Source organism: Marinomonas dokdonensis (assembly GCF_052747885.1).
The window spans coordinates 35,925-50,756 of sequence record NZ_JBRAND010000007.1 but is presented as its reverse complement, the minus strand read 5'-3'; the positions used below and the strand labels follow the sequence as shown (position 1 = coordinate 50,756).

The 14,832-nt window shown below is 45.8% G+C and carries 25 protein-coding genes; 24 read left to right on the top strand and 1 reads right to left on the bottom strand.

Features of this window, described 5'->3' with window-relative positions:
* Nucleotides 1-3 precede the first annotated feature (3 nt).
* The 24 genes from rplB to rplQ all read left to right on the top strand — a co-directional run bounded on the left by rplB (nt 4) and on the right by rplQ (nt 11,727).
* Nucleotides 4-828 (top strand): 50S ribosomal protein L2, encoded by an 825-nt coding sequence (gene rplB, locus ACUM5Y_RS14910; protein WP_445977680.1) that lies wholly within the window; start codon nt 4-6, stop codon nt 826-828.
* 15 nt (nt 829-843) lie between these two features.
* The gene (gene rpsS / locus ACUM5Y_RS14905; RefSeq protein WP_036163121.1) at nt 844-1,119 is read left to right on the top strand and encodes a 30S ribosomal protein S19; all 276 of its coding nucleotides are present in this window, start codon (nt 844-846) and stop codon (nt 1,117-1,119) included.
* A gap of 14 nt (nt 1,120-1,133) precedes the next feature.
* Nucleotides 1,134-1,466 (top strand): 50S ribosomal protein L22, encoded by a 333-nt coding sequence (gene rplV / locus ACUM5Y_RS14900; protein ID WP_067020136.1) that lies wholly within the window; start codon nt 1,134-1,136, stop codon nt 1,464-1,466.
* Nucleotides 1,467-1,480: 14 nt separating this feature from the next.
* Nucleotides 1,481-2,161 carry a 30S ribosomal protein S3 gene (gene rpsC / locus ACUM5Y_RS14895; RefSeq protein WP_445977679.1) on the top strand — a complete coding sequence of 227 codons (681 nt, stop codon included), beginning with the start codon at nt 1,481-1,483 and terminating at the stop codon, nt 2,159-2,161.
* Between the two features lie 10 nt (nt 2,162-2,171).
* Nucleotides 2,172-2,585: a 50S ribosomal protein L16 gene (gene rplP, locus ACUM5Y_RS14890; RefSeq protein ID WP_013659455.1), complete on the top strand. Its 414-nt coding sequence runs from the start codon at nt 2,172-2,174 to the stop codon at nt 2,583-2,585.
* A complete protein-coding gene (gene rpmC / locus ACUM5Y_RS14885) occupies nt 2,586-2,777 on the top strand; it encodes a 50S ribosomal protein L29 (RefSeq protein WP_012071928.1) in 192 nt (63 codons plus the stop codon).
* Between the two features lies 1 nt (nt 2,778).
* Nucleotides 2,779-3,039 (top strand): 30S ribosomal protein S17, encoded by a 261-nt coding sequence (gene rpsQ, locus ACUM5Y_RS14880; RefSeq protein WP_445977678.1) that lies wholly within the window; start codon nt 2,779-2,781, stop codon nt 3,037-3,039.
* Nucleotides 3,040-3,086: 47 nt separating this feature from the next.
* The gene (rplN, locus tag ACUM5Y_RS14875) at nt 3,087-3,455 is read left to right on the top strand and encodes a 50S ribosomal protein L14 (RefSeq protein WP_445977677.1); all 369 of its coding nucleotides are present in this window, start codon (nt 3,087-3,089) and stop codon (nt 3,453-3,455) included.
* 17 nt (nt 3,456-3,472) lie between these two features.
* Nucleotides 3,473-3,790 carry a 50S ribosomal protein L24 gene (gene rplX, locus ACUM5Y_RS14870; protein ID WP_445977676.1) on the top strand — a complete coding sequence of 106 codons (318 nt, stop codon included), beginning with the start codon at nt 3,473-3,475 and terminating at the stop codon, nt 3,788-3,790.
* A gap of 17 nt (nt 3,791-3,807) precedes the next feature.
* On the top strand, nt 3,808-4,347 hold the full coding sequence (gene rplE / locus ACUM5Y_RS14865) for a 50S ribosomal protein L5 (RefSeq protein ID WP_445977675.1): 540 nt from the start codon (nt 3,808-3,810) through the stop codon (nt 4,345-4,347).
* A gap of 12 nt (nt 4,348-4,359) precedes the next feature.
* Nucleotides 4,360-4,665 (top strand): 30S ribosomal protein S14, encoded by a 306-nt coding sequence (gene rpsN / locus ACUM5Y_RS14860; protein WP_067020116.1) that lies wholly within the window; start codon nt 4,360-4,362, stop codon nt 4,663-4,665.
* A gap of 130 nt (nt 4,666-4,795) precedes the next feature.
* Entirely contained in the window at nt 4,796-5,188 is a 393-nt protein-coding gene (rpsH, locus tag ACUM5Y_RS14855; RefSeq protein ID WP_445977674.1) for a 30S ribosomal protein S8, read from the top strand.
* Between the two features lie 8 nt (nt 5,189-5,196).
* Nucleotides 5,197-5,730, top strand: coding sequence for a 50S ribosomal protein L6 (gene rplF, locus ACUM5Y_RS14850; protein ID WP_445977673.1), 534 nt, complete (start codon nt 5,197-5,199; stop codon nt 5,728-5,730).
* A gap of 10 nt (nt 5,731-5,740) precedes the next feature.
* Complete coding sequence (gene rplR, locus ACUM5Y_RS14845; protein WP_445977672.1) at nt 5,741-6,091, top strand: 50S ribosomal protein L18; 351 nt, start codon at nt 5,741-5,743, stop codon at nt 6,089-6,091.
* Between the two features lie 10 nt (nt 6,092-6,101).
* Nucleotides 6,102-6,602, top strand: a complete 501-nt coding sequence (gene rpsE / locus ACUM5Y_RS14840; protein WP_445977671.1) for a 30S ribosomal protein S5 — start codon at nt 6,102-6,104, stop codon at nt 6,600-6,602.
* A 6-nt stretch (nt 6,603-6,608) separates the two neighbouring features.
* On the top strand, nt 6,609-6,794 hold the full coding sequence (rpmD, locus tag ACUM5Y_RS14835; protein WP_445977670.1) for a 50S ribosomal protein L30: 186 nt from the start codon (nt 6,609-6,611) through the stop codon (nt 6,792-6,794).
* A 1-nt stretch (nt 6,795) separates the two neighbouring features.
* A complete protein-coding gene (rplO, locus tag ACUM5Y_RS14830) occupies nt 6,796-7,230 on the top strand; it encodes a 50S ribosomal protein L15 (RefSeq protein WP_445977669.1) in 435 nt (144 codons plus the stop codon).
* Entirely contained in the window at nt 7,231-8,562 is a 1,332-nt protein-coding gene (secY, locus tag ACUM5Y_RS14825; RefSeq protein WP_445977668.1) for a preprotein translocase subunit SecY, read from the top strand.
* A 19-nt stretch (nt 8,563-8,581) separates the two neighbouring features.
* Entirely contained in the window at nt 8,582-8,695 is a 114-nt protein-coding gene (gene rpmJ / locus ACUM5Y_RS14820) for a 50S ribosomal protein L36 (protein WP_012071915.1), read from the top strand.
* A 120-nt stretch (nt 8,696-8,815) separates the two neighbouring features.
* Entirely contained in the window at nt 8,816-9,172 is a 357-nt protein-coding gene (gene rpsM / locus ACUM5Y_RS14815) for a 30S ribosomal protein S13 (protein ID WP_445977667.1), read from the top strand.
* 67 nt (nt 9,173-9,239) lie between these two features.
* The gene (gene rpsK / locus ACUM5Y_RS14810; RefSeq protein ID WP_009836290.1) at nt 9,240-9,632 is read left to right on the top strand and encodes a 30S ribosomal protein S11; all 393 of its coding nucleotides are present in this window, start codon (nt 9,240-9,242) and stop codon (nt 9,630-9,632) included.
* Nucleotides 9,633-9,648: 16 nt separating this feature from the next.
* Nucleotides 9,649-10,269, top strand: a complete 621-nt coding sequence (gene rpsD / locus ACUM5Y_RS14805; protein ID WP_445977666.1) for a 30S ribosomal protein S4 — start codon at nt 9,649-9,651, stop codon at nt 10,267-10,269.
* A 33-nt stretch (nt 10,270-10,302) separates the two neighbouring features.
* Nucleotides 10,303-11,307: a DNA-directed RNA polymerase subunit alpha gene (locus ACUM5Y_RS14800; RefSeq protein WP_445977665.1), complete on the top strand. Its 1,005-nt coding sequence runs from the start codon at nt 10,303-10,305 to the stop codon at nt 11,305-11,307.
* A gap of 42 nt (nt 11,308-11,349) precedes the next feature.
* Nucleotides 11,350-11,727, top strand: coding sequence for a 50S ribosomal protein L17 (gene rplQ, locus ACUM5Y_RS14795; protein WP_445977664.1), 378 nt, complete (start codon nt 11,350-11,352; stop codon nt 11,725-11,727).
* Between the two features lie 151 nt (nt 11,728-11,878).
* Here rplQ and uvrA read toward each other — a convergent pair whose 3' ends face one another.
* Nucleotides 11,879-14,701 (bottom strand): excinuclease ABC subunit UvrA, encoded by a 2,823-nt coding sequence (gene uvrA, locus ACUM5Y_RS14790; protein ID WP_445977663.1) that lies wholly within the window; start codon nt 14,699-14,701, stop codon nt 11,879-11,881.
* Between the last annotated feature and the right edge of the window lie 131 nt (nt 14,702-14,832).

The following is a 14,832-nucleotide window of genomic DNA, read 5'->3' as shown; positions in this document are numbered from 1 at the left end:
TCAATGGCTGTTGTAAAAAGTAAGCCAACGTCTGCAGGCCGTCGTCACGTTGTTAGTGTTGTTAACAACGACTTGCATAAAGGTGCGCCTTACGCTCCTTTGCTTTCTAAAAAGAGCAAGTCGGGTGGACGTAACAACAACGGACGCATCACTACGCGTCACGTAGGTGGTGGTCATAAGCAGCATTACCGTATGATTGATTTTCGTCGTAACAAAGACGGAATTCCTGCGGTAGTTGAGCGTTTGGAATATGATCCAAACCGTTCTGCAAACATAGCATTGGTTAAATATGCTGATGGTGAGCGTCGTTACATTATCGCTTCCAAAGGTATGGTAGCTGGTTCTGTAGTTTCCAGTGGTGCAGATGCACCTATCAAAGCTGGTAATACTTTGCCTCTGCAAAATATTCCAGTAGGTAGTGTTGTTCACTGTATCGAGCTTAAGCCAGGTAAAGGTGCACAAGTTGCACGTTCAGCCGGTGCTTCTGCTCAGCTAGTTGCTCGTGAAGGTCGCTACGTTACGCTTCGCCTACGTTCAGGTGAAATGCGTAAAGTGTTGACTGAATGTCGCGCTACTTTGGGTGAAGTTTCTAACTCCGAGCATAGCTTGCGAGTTCTGGGTAAAGCTGGTGCTAGTCGCTGGCGTGGTGTTCGCCCAACCGTTCGCGGTGCAGCGATGAACCCAGTTGATCACCCACATGGTGGTGGTGAAGGACGTAGCTCTGGTGGTCGTCATCCAGTGTCTCCATGGGGTGTGCCTACTAAAGGTTACAAAACGCGCAGCAACAAGCGTACTGATAAACTTATTGTACGTCGCCGTACTAAGTAATAAGAGGAAACGACTGTGCCACGTTCACTAAAAAAAGGTCCTTTTATCGACCTTCATTTGTTGAAAAAGGTAGAGGCTGCGGTAGAGAAAAAAGATCGACGTCCAATTAAGACTTGGTCACGCCGTTCTACTATCTTCCCTGATTTTGTAGGGTTGACTATCGCTGTCCATAATGGTCGCCAGCATGTTCCAGTTCTAGTAACTGAAGACATGGTCGGTCATAAACTGGGTGAGTTCGCTCCGACCCGTACATATCGTGGTCATGCTGCGGACAAGAAAGCCAAACGGTAATTAGGAGTATTAACATGAGTGAAGTAAGCGCTTCATTAAAAGGTGCTCGCCTCTCAGCGCAGAAGGCCCGTTTGGTTGTAGATCAAATCCGCGGCAAATCTGTTAGCGAAGCACTGAACATTCTAACGTTCAGTCCTAAGAAGGCGGCAGTAATTGTCAAGAAAGTACTAGAGTCTGCTGTAGCTAACGCTGAGCATAACGAAGGTGCTGATATAGATGACTTGCGTGTTTCTACGGCGTACGTTGATGAGGCTATGACTCTGAAACGTATTATGCCACGTGCTAAAGGCCGTGCTGACCGTATTCTAAAACGCGGTTGCCATATAACAGTTAAAGTCGCTGACTAATTAGGAGAAACCCAATGGGTCAGAAGGTTCATCCAACTGGTATACGCCTAGGGATAGTTAAAGATCATACTTCTACTTGGTATGCGAACAATCAAAACTACTCTAAGCTGCTATTAAATGATCTTCAGGTTCGTGAGTACTTGGAGAAAAAATTGGTTCAGGCTTCTGTTTCTCGTATCGAGATTCAACGTCCTGCTCAAACAGCTCGTATTACAATTCACACTGCCCGTCCAGGCATCGTGATTGGTAAGAAAGGCGAAGATGTTGAGAAACTACGTAATGCAGTTTCTGAAATGATGGGCGTTCCTGTCCACATCAACATCGAAGAAATTCGTAAGCCTGAAATGGATGCGAAATTGGTTGCGCAAAACATTGCTAGCCAATTAGAGCGTCGCGTTATGTTCCGTCGTGCAATGAAACGTGCAGTACAGAATGCTATGCGTGCAGGCGCGAAAGGTATCAAGGTTCAGGTTAGTGGTCGTTTAGGCGGTGCTGAAATCGCACGTGCTGAGTGGTATCGTGAAGGTCGTGTGCCTCTACATACACTACGCGCTGATATTGACTACTCTACTTATGAAGCAAACACAACTTACGGCATCATCGGTGTTAAAGTGTGGATCTTCAAAGGCGAAATCTTGGGCGGTATTGAACAAGTGCGTGCTGATAAAGGCGCACAAAAGAAGAAGTCTAAGTAGGGGGTAAGTCATGTTACAACCGAAACGTACTAAATTCCGTAAGATGCAAAAAGGCCGTAACCGCGGTCTTGCATTACGCGGTAATCAGGTTAGCTTTGGTGAATTCGGTTTGAAATCGACTGCTCGCGGTCGTATTACTGCTCGTCAAATTGAGGCGGCGCGTCGTGCAATGACTCGTCACATCAAACGTGGTGGTAAAATCTGGATTCGTGTATTCCCTGATAAGCCGATTACTCAGAAACCTCTTGAGGTTCGTCAGGGTAAAGGTAAGGGTAGCGTAGAATACTGGGTTGCACAGATTCAACCTGGCAAGATGCTTTATGAAGTTGAGGGCGTTTCAGAACAGCTAGCACGCGAAGCATTCGCGTTGGCTGCTGCTAAGCTTCCTCTGTCCACAACTTTCGTAACGCGTACGGTGATGTAGATGAAAGCAAAAGAAATGCAAGAAAAGTCTGTAGCTGAGCTACAAGCGACCTTGATCGAACTACTGCGTGAGCAATTTACTCTGCGTATGCAGAAAGCCACTGGTCAGTTAGCGCAAACACATTTGCTCTCACAGGTTCGCCGCAATATCGCACGTGTTAAAACCGTGCTAAACGATAAGGCAGGTAACTAAGATGGCAGAAACAAAAGCGCGTACAGCTACTGGTAAAGTAGTTAGCGACAAGATGGATAAAACCATCACGGTACTTGTTGAACGTACTGAAAAACACCCTTTATACGGTAAGTTTATTCGTCGTTCTACAAAACTACACGCTCACGATGAAAACAATGAGTGTCAGATCGGTGATACCGTTAAGGTCGTAGAAACACGTCCTTACTCTAAGTCTAAGACTTGGAATCTGGTTCAAGTTGTTAGCAAAGCGGCAGCTGTTTAAGCTGCCCCTTCGTGAGACTTGTTATCTAATTTGATTGGAGAGCAGTAATGATTCAAACAGAATCGATGCTTGATGTTGCAGATAACAGCGGCGCAAAGCGTGTTCAGTGTATTAAAGTACTGGGTGGCTCACATCGTCGTTATGCTGCTATCGGTGACATTATTAAGGTCACAGTGAAAGAAGCGATCCCTCGTGGTCGTGTTAAAAAAGGGCAGGTTCTTAACGCAGTTGTCGTTAGAACTAAGAAAGGTGTTCGTCGTCCAGATGGCTCTGTAATCCGTTTTGATGTAAACTCTGCGGTATTATTGAATGCGTCAGGACAGCCACTTGGTACTCGTATCTTTGGCCCTGTAACACGTGAATTGCGTACTGAGCAGTTCATGAAAATTGTTTCTCTTGCACCAGAAGTGCTGTAAGAGGGAGAGGGGACATTATGCGTAAAATCAAACGTAACGACGAAGTTATCGTGATTGCCGGTAAAGACAAAGGCAAACGCGGTAAAGTGGTTAAGGTAGTAGACGATAGTCGAGTTCTTGTTTCTGGTGTTAACACCGTTAAGAAACACGAAAAACCAAACCCTATGAAGGGTTCAACTGGCGGCATCGTTGAACAAGAAGCACCTATCCAAATTTCTAATGTAGCTATCTATAACGATGCTACTGGCAAAGCGGATCGCGTCGGCTTTAAATTGAATGAAGACGGTACTAAGGTACGTATCTTTAAATCAAACAGTGAAGCGATCGACGCCTAAGAGCGAGAATTATAGCCATGGCGAGACTTAAGCAAGTTTATAAAGATCAAGTTGTAGCAGCTCTAACTGAAGAGTTTGCATACAAAAACGTGATGGAAGTGCCTAAAATCACTAAAATCACATTGAACATGGGTGTTGGTGAAGCAATCGCAGACAAGAAACTTCTTGAGCATGCGGTTAACGATCTTCAAGCACTTAGCGGCCAAAAAGTTGTAGTAACTAAGGCGCGTAAATCAGTAGCAGGCTTTAAAATCCGTGACGGTTACCCGATCGGTTGTAAAGTTACTCTACGTGGTGAGCGTATGTGGGATTTCTTCGACCGTTTGGTTGATGTAGCTATCCCACGTATCCGTGACTTCCGTGGACTTAATCCTAAGTCTTTCGACGGTCGTGGTAACTACAGCATGGGTGTTAAAGAGCAGATCATCTTCCCAGAAATCGACTACGATAAAGTAGACCGCGTACGTGGTATGGATATTACCATTACAACGACTGCTCGTACCGACGAAGAAGGTCGTGCTTTGCTAGCCGCCTTTAGTTTCCCTTTCAAGAAATAAGAGGTAGGAATCATGGCAAAGATCTCAATGATTCAGCGCGAAGCAAAACGCACCAAATTAGTAGCTAAGTACGCTGAAAAGCGTGCTGCTCTAAAAGCGATCATTAGCGACGTTAATGCATCGGACGATGAAAAGTGGGAAGCAACCTTGAAACTTCAAGCGCTTCCACGCGATTCATCTTCTTCTCGCCAACGTAACCGTTGTCAAGTTACAGGTCGTCCACACGGTGTTTACCGTCGTTTCGGCTTGTCTCGTATCAAACTGCGTGAAGCAGCGATGCGCGGTGACGTACCAGGCTTGAAGAAAGCTAGTTGGTAAGCAAGTAGAGCACGATCATAATACATTGCAGTGGGTGGGGTGTCTAAAAGCTGGACATTCTGCTCGCTGCTGTGTACTATGCGCGAGCTCTATTTGCTGCACAATGGTTTTTTCAATTAGGAGCTCTTAAATGAGTATGCAAGATACCCTTGCGGATATGTTTACACGCATCCGTAATGCACAGATGGCCTCAAAGACCACTGTGAGCATGCCTTCATCAAAAATGAAAGCATCAGTCGCATCTGTACTACAAGAAGAAGGTTACGTAGGTAACATCTCTGTAGACGAAGCGATCAAACCGACCCTAACTATCGAGTTGAAATACTACGAAGGTAAGCCGGTTATCGAAGAAATTAAACGCGCATCTCGCCCAAGTTTGCGTCAATACAAAGGCACTTCTGATCTACCTAAAGTAGAAGCAGGCCTTGGTGTTGCAATCATCTCTACCTCTAAAGGTGTGATGACAGACCGTGCAGCTCGTGCTGCAGGTATTGGTGGCGAAGTAATCTGCACTGTATTCTAGGAGTTAGTATGTCTCGAGTTGCTAATAGTCCCGTGACGCTTCCTAGTGGTGTAGATTTGACTCTTAATGGCCAAAACGTTGTTGTAAAAGGCGGCAAAGGCACTTTAGAGTTTAATGTTCACACAAGCGTTGTTGTGTCTAAAGAAGAAAACGTTATCACTTTCGCTGCGCGCGATGGTGCAAAACAAAGCCGTGCCTTAGCTGGTACTACTCGCGCTTTGGTTAACAACATGGTTGTTGGTGTAAGCCAAGGTTTTGAGAAAAAATTGCTTCTTCAAGGTGTAGGTTACCGTGCTGCTGTTAAAGGCAAAGTACTTAACCTGTCTCTGGGTTTCTCTCACCCAGTTGACTACGAACTTCCTGAAGGCATTACAGCTGAATGTACTTCTCAAACAGAGATCGTGATCAAAGGTGTTGATAAACAAGCCGTTGGTCAGGTAGCTGCAGAAGTTCGCGGTTTCCGTCCACCTGAGCCATACAAAGGCAAGGGTGTTCGCTATGCAGACGAAATCGTTCGTCGTAAAGAAGCTAAGAAGAAGTAGGTAAGCATTCATGAACACTAAAAAACAATCTCGAATTCGTCGTGCACGCCGTGCGCGCTTGCATATTCGTGAGTTAGGTGCGAATCGTCTTACTGTACATCGCACACCACGCCATATGTATGCTCAAGTGATTTCTCCATGTGGTAGTAAAGTTCTAGCGAGCGCTTCTACTCTTGAAGAAGCTCTACGTGCTAAAGCGACTGGTAACAAAGCAGCGGCTCAAGAAGTCGGTACTTTGATTGCTACACGCGCTAAAGAAGCAGGTGTCACTTCGGTCGCTTTTGACCGTTCTGGCTTCAAATACCACGGTCGCGTTCAAGTACTTGCTGACGCTGCACGTGAAGCCGGTCTAGAGTTTTAAGGGGTAGCAAATGGCAGTTAATGATCAACAAACTAGCGACCTCCAAGAGAAGCTAGTTCAAGTAAACCGCGTTGCTAAAGTTGTAAAGGGTGGTCGTATCTTCTCTTTCACAGCTTTGACAGTAGTCGGTGATGGTAATGGTAAGGTTGGCTTTGGTCGTGGTAAAGCACGCGAAGTTCCTCAAGCAATTCAAAAAGCTATGGAACAAGCTCGCCGTAACCTAGTGTCTGTTAAGCTTAATGGCGATACTCTTCAGTACCCTGTTAAAGCAACACATGGCGCTTCTAAAGTTTACATGCAGCCTGCGTCTCAAGGTACTGGTGTAATCGCCGGTGGTGCAATGCGTGCGGTTCTAGAAATCGCTGGCGTTCACAACGTATTGGCAAAATGTTACGGCTCTACAAACCCAGTAAACGTAGTTCGCGCTACGATCAAAGGTTTGCAGGATATGAAAGCACCTGAGCAAATCGCAGCAAAACGCGGTAAGTCAGTCGATCAAATTTTGGGGTAATGTGTCATGGCTAACAAAACCATCACAGTTCAACTAACCCGCAGCCCGATCGGTCGTCTTCCAAAGCACCGTGAAACTGTTAAAGGCTTGGGTTTAAGTAAGATTGGCCAAACTCGTCAGTTGGAAGATACTCCAGCTGTTCGTGGCATGGTTAATAAAGTTTATTACATGGTAAAAGTGGTAGGAGAATAACATGTTCTTAAATACACTTCGTCCTGGCGAAGGTAGCAAGCATGCTCCTAAACGTGTTGGTCGCGGCATTGGTAGCGGCTTGGGCAAAACTGGCGGACGAGGCCATAAAGGTCTTAAATCTCGTTCAGGTGGCTCAGTAAAACCTGGTTTTGAAGGTGGTCAAATGCCTTTGCAGAAACGTCTGCCAAAATTTGGTTTTACTTCACGTCAGGCAAAGTATGTTGCTGAGGTTCGTTTAAACGAACTTGCTGCTGTAAATGCTGAAGTTGTAGATTTGGCTGCCCTTAAGAGCGCCGATATCCTTGGTCATCAATTTAAATCTGCACGTGTTATCTTGTCTGGTTCTATCGACAAAGCTATCACGGTTCGCGGTCTTAAAGTGACTAAAGGTGCTCGTGCCGCTATTGAAGCAGCTGGCGGAAAAGTCGAGGAATAGATGGCAAAGCGTGGCTCACTACCCGCTGGGATGCAAAGTGGATTAAGCGAGCTTTGGGCTCGCATCCGCTTCGTTTTCTTAGCAATTATTGTATACCGAATCGGTGCACACATCCCTGTGCCAGGAATCAATCCTGATAGGCTGTCAGCACTGTTTGATCAAAATGAAGGCACAATTCTGAGTTTATTCAACGTATTCTCAGGGGGCGCACTCGAGCGTATGAGTATTTTTGCGCTGGGTATTCTGCCTTACATTTCTGCCTCTATTATTATGCAGTTATTGACGGTTGTGAGTCCGCAGCTAGAGCAACTTAAGAAAGAGGGTGAGGCGGGTCGTCGTAAGATTACTCAATACACTCGTTACGGTACGGTGCTACTTGCGCTTGTTCAGTCTGCTAGTATGGCAGTCGGTTTGGCAAGTCAAGGTATCTCCTTTAGCAGTGGTCTAGAATTCTACGCAGTTGCGGTAGTTACTCTGGTTGCTGGTACTGTTTTCTTGATGTGGTTAGGCGAGCAGGTAACAGAGAAAGGTATTGGTAATGGTATTTCCATCCTTATCTTCGCTGGTATCGTTGCAGGTCTTCCATCCGCTCTAGGTCAATCTTTTGAGTCGGCTCGTCAAGGCGATATTAATATTCTTGCCCTGTTGTTGATTGGCATCATAGCCATTGCCACTGTCGCATTCGTTGTTTTCATCGAACGTGGTCAGCGTCGCATTACTGTGAACTACGCTAAGCGCCAACAAGGTAAAAAAGTGTTTGCCGCACAGAAGAGTCATTTGCCACTTAAAGTGAACATGGCGGGTGTTATCCCACCTATCTTTGCTTCAAGTATCCTTCTGTTCCCTGCGTCGATCGGCCAATGGTTCGGTCAAGGTGAAGGAATGGAATGGTTGCAGAACATCTCTTTAGCACTCGCTCCAGGGCAACCGCTCTACGTGCTGTTGTTTGCGATAGCAATTGTTTTCTTTTGCTTCTTCTATACAGCGCTAGTGTTCAACCCTAAAGATGTGGCAGATAACTTGAAAAAGTCCGGTGCTTTTTTACCGGGTATTCGTCCAGGCGATCATACAGCTCGATATATTGATGGTGTAATGACCCGTTTGACATTGTTTGGTGCTTTATACATCACTCTAGTGTCACTGATGCCTCAGTTCTTTGTTGTTGCGTGGAATGTTCCATTCTACTTTGGCGGTACTTCTATGTTGATCGTAGTCGTAGTTGTCATGGACTTTATGTCGCAAGTACAAAGCCACTTGATGAGTCAGCAATACGAGTCATTAATGAAGAAATCTAATCTGACTGGTTATGGTCCAAATGGCCTAATGCGTTAAGCATAGGTTGGAGTTGAACATGAAAGTACGTGCATCTGTAAAAAAAATCTGTCGTAACTGTAAAATCGTTCGTCGTAACGGTTCAGTTCGAGTGATTTGCGTTGAGCCTCGTCACAAACAACGTCAAGGTTAACAGCGAGTTCGCTCGATGATAGGAAAGGGTGGTTGATTTATAGTCTAAATGTAGGCATAATCAGCCGCCCTAATTATGTAAAGTGATGATTAATTCATCCATAACAACGGAGTAAAGTGAATGGCTCGTATAGCCGGTGTCAATATTCCTGACAATAAACATGCGGTCATTTCTCTGACTTACATCTTCGGAATCGGTCGCACTCGTTCACGCGCAATCTGCGCTGCAGCAAGTGTTGCTGAAACTGCGAAAATCGGTTCATTAAGTGATGAAATCCTTGATGAACTTCGTGGTGAAGTTGCTAAGTATACTGTAGAGGGTGATCTTCGCCGTGAAGTCAGTATGTCTATCAAACGTTTGATGGACTTAGGCTGTAATCGCGGTATTCGTCACCGCCGCAGCCTACCTGTTCGTGGTCAACGTACCAAAACGAACGCTCGTACGCGAAAAGGCCCTCGTAAGCCAATTCGTAAGTAATTTAAACGCGTTTCGCTCTAGCTACCTAAGTTAGCTAGAGCTGAGCATTAAATAGGAAAAGTGCAATATGGCTAAGCCAGCTACGCGCAATACCAAGAAAAAAGTCAAAAAGACGGTTGTCGACGGTGTTGCTCATGTACACGCGTCATTTAACAACACGATCGTGACTATCACCGACCGCCAAGGCAATGCATTGTCTTGGGCTACTGCCGGTGGTTCTGGTTTTCGCGGTTCTCGTAAAAGTACTCCTTTCGCAGCTCAAGTAGCAGCGGAACGTGCCGGTGCTGTCGCACAAGAGTTCGGCCTTAAAAACGTTGACGTAATGATCAAGGGCCCAGGTCCAGGTCGTGAGTCCGCAGTTCGTGCATTGAATGCATTGGGCTTGCGTATCAATAACATCACAGATGTGACGCCAATCCCGCACAACGGTTGCCGTCCACCTAAGAAACGTCGCGTTTAATTGAGGAGACAGATACATGGCTCGTTATATAGGTCCAACTTGTAAGTTGTCTCGTCGTGAAGGTACCGACTTGCAATTGAAGAGCGGTTCACGCGCTCTTGAGTCGAAATGTAAAGCAGAAACAGTTCCTGGTGTGCACGGTGCACGTCGCGGTCGTCTTTCTGATTACGGCTTACAATTACGTGAGAAACAAAAAGTACGTCGTATGTACGGTGTTCTTGAAAAACAATTCCGTAACTACTACAAATCTGCAGCACGTCTAAAAGGCGCAACTGGCGAAAACCTTTTGCAACTTTTGGAATCACGTTTAGATAACGTTGTATACCGCGCAGGTTTTGGTTCTACACGTGCGGAAGCGCGTCAACTAGTTGGCCACAAAGGCATTCTAGTTAACGGTGCAACGGTTAACATTCCGTCTTACCAAGTTAAAGCTGGTGACGTTGTGTCTATCCGTGAAAAAGCTAAGAAGCAATTGCGTGTTCAAAGCGCACTAGAGCTATCTAAAAATCGCGCACCGATCCATTGGATCGAAGTTGATTCAACTAAATTGGAAGCAACTTACAAAGCTGCTCCAGAACGTGCCGATTTATCAGCTGAAATTAATGAGAACCTAATTGTCGAACTTTACTCTAAGTAAGTTGGTAATTGGGATTAAGAAATAGGTGGATCTATGCAGCGTTCAGTGAGCGAATTGTTAACCCCACGCAACATTGAAGTTCAGGAATTAGGTAACACGCGAGCTAAAGTTACACTACAACCACTAGAACGTGGTTTTGGTCACACTTTGGGTAATGCGTTGCGCCGTATTCTTTTGTCTTCAATGCCTGGTTGTGCAATTGTTGAAGTAGAAATCGACGGTGTATTGCACGAATACAGCGCAATTGAAGGGGTTAAAGAAGATGTAATTGAGATTCTTCTTAACCTAAAAGGAGTTGCGATCGCTCTACACGGGCAAGATGAAGCAACTCTTACTTTAAGTAAAAAGGGTCCTGGTGTTGTAACTGCTGCTGATATTCAGCTAGTTGCAGATGCAGAGATCGCTAACCCAGATCACGTAATTGCTCACTTAGATGATACTGCAGAATTAACTATGCAGATCAAAGTAGCTCGTGGTCGTGGTTATGAGCCTGCTGATGCTCGTGTTGCTGGCGACGATGAGACTCGTCCTATTGGCCGCTTGCAACTGGATGCCTCTTTTAGCCCTGTACGTCGTGTTGCTTACAGTGTCGATAATGCTCGTGTAGAGCAGCGTACTGACTTGGACAAACTTGTTTTAGACATCGAGTCCAACGGTACGATTGATCCAGAAGAAGCAATCCGTCGCGCAGCGACTATTCTTCAACAACAAATCGCAGTATTTGTCGCTCTTGAGAGCGAAAGCGAAGCACCTGTTGAAGAAGAAGAGGATGAAATCGATCCAATTTTGCTACGCCCGGTTGATGATCTTGAATTGACCGTTCGAAGTGCTAACTGTTTGAAAGCAGAAAATATTTATTACATCGGTGACTTGATTCAGCGTACCGAGGTTGAGCTTCTTAAGACGCCTAACCTAGGTAAGAAATCATTAACTGAAATTAAAGATGTTTTAGCACAGCGTGGTTTGTCTTTGGGAATGCGTTTAGAGAACTGGCCACCGGCTAGTTTGAAAGACGATAGCAAAGTACTAGCTCGCTAGGTCATCGTTTCCTGACCTCAGTAGTTTAGTAAGGAATGTATAATGCGTCATCGTAAGAGTGGACGTCACTTAAACCGTACTAGCTCGCATCGTAAAGCGATGTTTAAAAACATGGCCGCTTCTTTATTTGAGCACGAAGTTATCAAAACTACGTTGCCAAAAGCGAAAGAACTACGTCGTGTTGCAGAGCCTTTGATCACATTGGCGAAAATCGATTCTGTTGCGAATCGTCGCCTTGCTTTTGCTCGTACTCGTAGCAAAGATGCAGTAGGTAAATTGTTCTCTGAACTTGGTCCTCGTTACCAAGCTCGTCCTGGTGGTTATGTTCGCATTCTTAAATGTGGCTTCCGCGCAGGTGACAACGCCCCTATGGCTTACGTTGAATTGGTCGATCGACCAGTTGCTGAAGCCGCTGAGTAATATCAGCAAGTAACAAAAAAGCCGAGCTTATTACAGCTCGGCTTTTTTTGTGCCTAAATTTTAGTGTTCCAGCTCCAGCTTCTTTCCTAGAATTTTTAGTAAAAAAAATCCCTTCACATTTTTGCAAAGGGATTATGGGTTCGCTTAGCGGTTAGTTAAGCATGGTCTTTAAGAAGCGTCCGGTATGGGAACCTTCTGTCTCAGCGATCTTCTCAGGCGTGCCTTCCGCAATAATGTAACCACCACCGCTACCGCCTTCTGGCCCAAGGTCTACAATCCAATCCGCCGTTTTGATCACATCAAGATTATGCTCGATAACCACCACGGTATTGCCATGATCTCGTAGACGATGCAGAACTTTTAGTAACTGCTCAATATCCGAGAAGTGCAAACCTGTGGTCGGCTCATCCAATATGTACAAAGTGCTGCCTGTATCTCGTTTGGAAAGCTCTTTGGCCAGTTTTACCCTTTGCGCTTCACCGCCTGAGAGGGTCGTAGCGGCTTGTCCAAGGCGAATATAGCCTAGGCCAACATCGATTAGAGTTTGCAGCTTACGAGCAATGCTAGGCACAGGATCGAAGAATTCTCGTGCATCTTCGATGGTCATATCCAAACACTCGTGAATATTCTTGCCCTTGTACTGTATTTCTAGCGTTTCACGATTGTAGCGTTTCCCCTTACAGACATCACACGGCACATACACATCCGGTAGGAAATGCATTTCTACCTTGATAACACCGTCACCTTGGCAGGCTTCACAGCGCCCGCCTTTGACGTTAAAACTAAAACGCCCAGGTTTATAACCACGAGATCTGGCTTCTTGAGTCGCGGAGAACAGTTCACGCATGGGCGTAAAAATACCCGTGTAGGTAGCAGGGTTTGAACGTGGTGTACGACCGATTGGGCTTTGGTCTATGTCCACACACTTATCAAATAAATCTAAGCCCTCGATATGTTCATGAGGTGCTGCTTTTAACGTAGTTGCCCCATTAAGTGCTGTGGCCGCCAGTGGGTAAAGAGTGCCGTTGATCAAGGTGGATTTACCCGAACCAGATACCCCTGTTACACAGGTCATTACGCCGACAGGGATATTTAAGGTCACGTCGTTTAGGTTATTACCTTTTGCCCCAATCAAGCTCAGAGACTGCTTGTTTTTGGCTTGATGACGAAGTGCTGGAATGTCTATCTTACGTTTACCCGTCAAAAACTGACCAGTGACTGATTCAGGACAATCCATAATGTCTTCTGGTGTACCGCTCGCAATGATCTGACCGCCATGTACACCTGCCCCAGGGCCGATATCCACCACATGGTCGGCAATGCGAATGGCATCTTCATCGTGCTCCACCACAATCACCGTATTACCCAAGTCACGCAAGCGTGTCAGTGTGGCGATTAGGCGTTCGTTGTCTCGCTGGTGTAAGCCAATGGAAGGCTCGTCTAATATGTACATAACGCCTACTAGACCCGCACCAATTTGGCTGGCAAGTCGAATACGTTGCGCTTCACCACCAGACAAAGAGTCGGCTTTACGGTCTAGAGTGAGATAATCCAAACCTACGTTGACCAAGAAGGTTAGGCGATCGCGTATTTCTTTCAGAATCTTAGAAGCGATTTCGCCTCGTGCCCCAGCCAGTTCTAACGTTTCAAAATACTTCAAACATTCGGCAATAGGGTAGGTGACAATCTCGGGTAAGGTTTGCTCAGCAATGAAGACGTTGCGTGCTGAACGGTTCAAGCGGGAACCATGACAATCAGGACAAGCGCGAGTACTAATATATTGGGACAAGTCATCGCGTACCGAGTCAGATTCGGTTTCATGGTAGCGACGCTGCAAATTCGGAATGACCCCTTCAAACACATGGGAGCGGGTCATCTTGTCGCCCCGCTCATTAATGTACATGAACTCTATTTTGTCTTTGCCAGAACCATGCAAAATGCTCTTTTGAAATTCTGCCGGAATGTCTTTGAAAGGCGCTTCAATATCAAAGCCATAATGCTGGGCAAGAGCGCTCAACTGTTGGTAGTAATAAATACTACGACGTCCCCAACCACGAATCGCGCCTTCAGCAAGCGTCAGCGTATCGTCTTGGATAATACGTTCTTGGTCGAACATTTGATGAGTACCAAGGCCATCACAGGTCTGACACGCACCATTGGGGTTGTTGAAGGAGAAGAGTCTAGGTTCCAACTCGGTTAGGCTGTAGCCACAAACAGGACAGGCAAACTTGCTGGAAAAAATATGCACGTCGTCTTCGTCGTCCATATTGATCACTTTGGCAATACCGTCGGACAAGCCTAAACACGTCTCGAAAGATTCCGCCAAGCGTAGCTGTAAATCTGAGCGCACCTTAAAGCGGTCGACGACTACCTCAATGGTGTGCTTTTTGTTCTTTTCCAATGCAGGAGCATCGTCCAAGTCAACCACTATGCCGTCGATACGAGCACGGATAAAGCCTTTTGATAGCAAGTCATTGATAGTGTGTAAGTGCTCACCTTTTCGATCTTTAACGATCGGTGCCAACAGCATCATTTTGCTTTCTTCTGGCAGGGAGATTATCTTATCGACCATTTGTGATATGGTCTGCGCTTCAAGTGGTTCGCCGTGGTCAGGACATCTTGGCTGGCCTGCACGAGCAAATAACAAACGCAAATAGTCGTAGATTTCGGTGATGGTACCGACCGTAGAACGAGGGTTGTGTGACGTCGACTTCTGCTCAATAGAGATAGCGGGCGATAACCCCTCGATATGATCAATATCGGGTTTTTCCATCATGGATAAAAACTGGCGAGCGTAAGTTGATAAAGATTCAACATAACGGCGTTGGCCTTCGGCGTATAACGTATCGAAGGCGAGGGAAGACTTGCCCGATCCTGACAAGCCGGTAATCACGACTAACTTATCGCGAGGTATGTCTAGGTCCACATTTTTTAGGTTGTGGGTGCGGGCCCCGCGTATAGTAATGGTATCCATGTGTCTCCAATGTGAAGTTAGCTAACAGTAAATGTTTTGTTAGTTAATGAAATTACTGTCTATTTTTACAGTAGTTGAAATGGAGCTTCAACGGTATTTTTTGTAAAATTGACATATTTCTGTCTTAACCC

Bases quoted from the DNA above. Each gene is read 5' to 3' on its own strand.
- rplE (WP_445977675.1), top strand. From the start codon at position 3,808: ATGGCGAGACTTAAGCAAGTTTATAAAGATCAAGTTGTAGCAGCTCTA.
- rplQ (WP_445977664.1), top strand. From the start codon at position 11,350: ATGCGTCATCGTAAGAGTGGACGTCACTTAAACCGTACTAGCTCGCAT.
- rplF (WP_445977673.1), top strand. From the start codon at position 5,197: ATGTCTCGAGTTGCTAATAGTCCCGTGACGCTTCCTAGTGGTGTAGAT.
- rpsN (WP_067020116.1), top strand. From the start codon at position 4,360: ATGGCAAAGATCTCAATGATTCAGCGCGAAGCAAAACGCACCAAATTA.
- rpmC (WP_012071928.1), top strand. From the start codon at position 2,586: ATGAAAGCAAAAGAAATGCAAGAAAAGTCTGTAGCTGAGCTACAAGCG.
- ACUM5Y_RS14800 (WP_445977665.1), top strand. From the start codon at position 10,303: ATGCAGCGTTCAGTGAGCGAATTGTTAACCCCACGCAACATTGAAGTT.
- rpsM (WP_445977667.1), top strand. From the start codon at position 8,816: ATGGCTCGTATAGCCGGTGTCAATATTCCTGACAATAAACATGCGGTC.
- rpsQ (WP_445977678.1), top strand. From the start codon at position 2,779: ATGGCAGAAACAAAAGCGCGTACAGCTACTGGTAAAGTAGTTAGCGAC.
- rpsD (WP_445977666.1), top strand. From the start codon at position 9,649: ATGGCTCGTTATATAGGTCCAACTTGTAAGTTGTCTCGTCGTGAAGGT.
- rpmJ (WP_012071915.1), top strand. From the start codon at position 8,582: ATGAAAGTACGTGCATCTGTAAAAAAAATCTGTCGTAACTGTAAAATC.
- rpsH (WP_445977674.1), top strand. From the start codon at position 4,796: ATGAGTATGCAAGATACCCTTGCGGATATGTTTACACGCATCCGTAAT.
- rpmD (WP_445977670.1), top strand. From the start codon at position 6,609: ATGGCTAACAAAACCATCACAGTTCAACTAACCCGCAGCCCGATCGGT.
- rpsE (WP_445977671.1), top strand. From the start codon at position 6,102: ATGGCAGTTAATGATCAACAAACTAGCGACCTCCAAGAGAAGCTAGTT.
- rplR (WP_445977672.1), top strand. From the start codon at position 5,741: ATGAACACTAAAAAACAATCTCGAATTCGTCGTGCACGCCGTGCGCGC.
- rplP (WP_013659455.1), top strand. From the start codon at position 2,172: ATGTTACAACCGAAACGTACTAAATTCCGTAAGATGCAAAAAGGCCGT.
- rpsK (WP_009836290.1), top strand. From the start codon at position 9,240: ATGGCTAAGCCAGCTACGCGCAATACCAAGAAAAAAGTCAAAAAGACG.
- rplB (WP_445977680.1), top strand. From the start codon at position 4: ATGGCTGTTGTAAAAAGTAAGCCAACGTCTGCAGGCCGTCGTCACGTT.
- rplO (WP_445977669.1), top strand. From the start codon at position 6,796: ATGTTCTTAAATACACTTCGTCCTGGCGAAGGTAGCAAGCATGCTCCT.
- rplN (WP_445977677.1), top strand. From the start codon at position 3,087: ATGATTCAAACAGAATCGATGCTTGATGTTGCAGATAACAGCGGCGCA.
- rplV (WP_067020136.1), top strand. From the start codon at position 1,134: ATGAGTGAAGTAAGCGCTTCATTAAAAGGTGCTCGCCTCTCAGCGCAG.
- uvrA (WP_445977663.1), bottom strand. From the start codon at position 14,701: ATGGATACCATTACTATACGCGGGGCCCGCACCCACAACCTAAAAAAT.
- rplX (WP_445977676.1), top strand. From the start codon at position 3,473: ATGCGTAAAATCAAACGTAACGACGAAGTTATCGTGATTGCCGGTAAA.
- rpsC (WP_445977679.1), top strand. From the start codon at position 1,481: ATGGGTCAGAAGGTTCATCCAACTGGTATACGCCTAGGGATAGTTAAA.
- secY (WP_445977668.1), top strand. From the start codon at position 7,231: ATGGCAAAGCGTGGCTCACTACCCGCTGGGATGCAAAGTGGATTAAGC.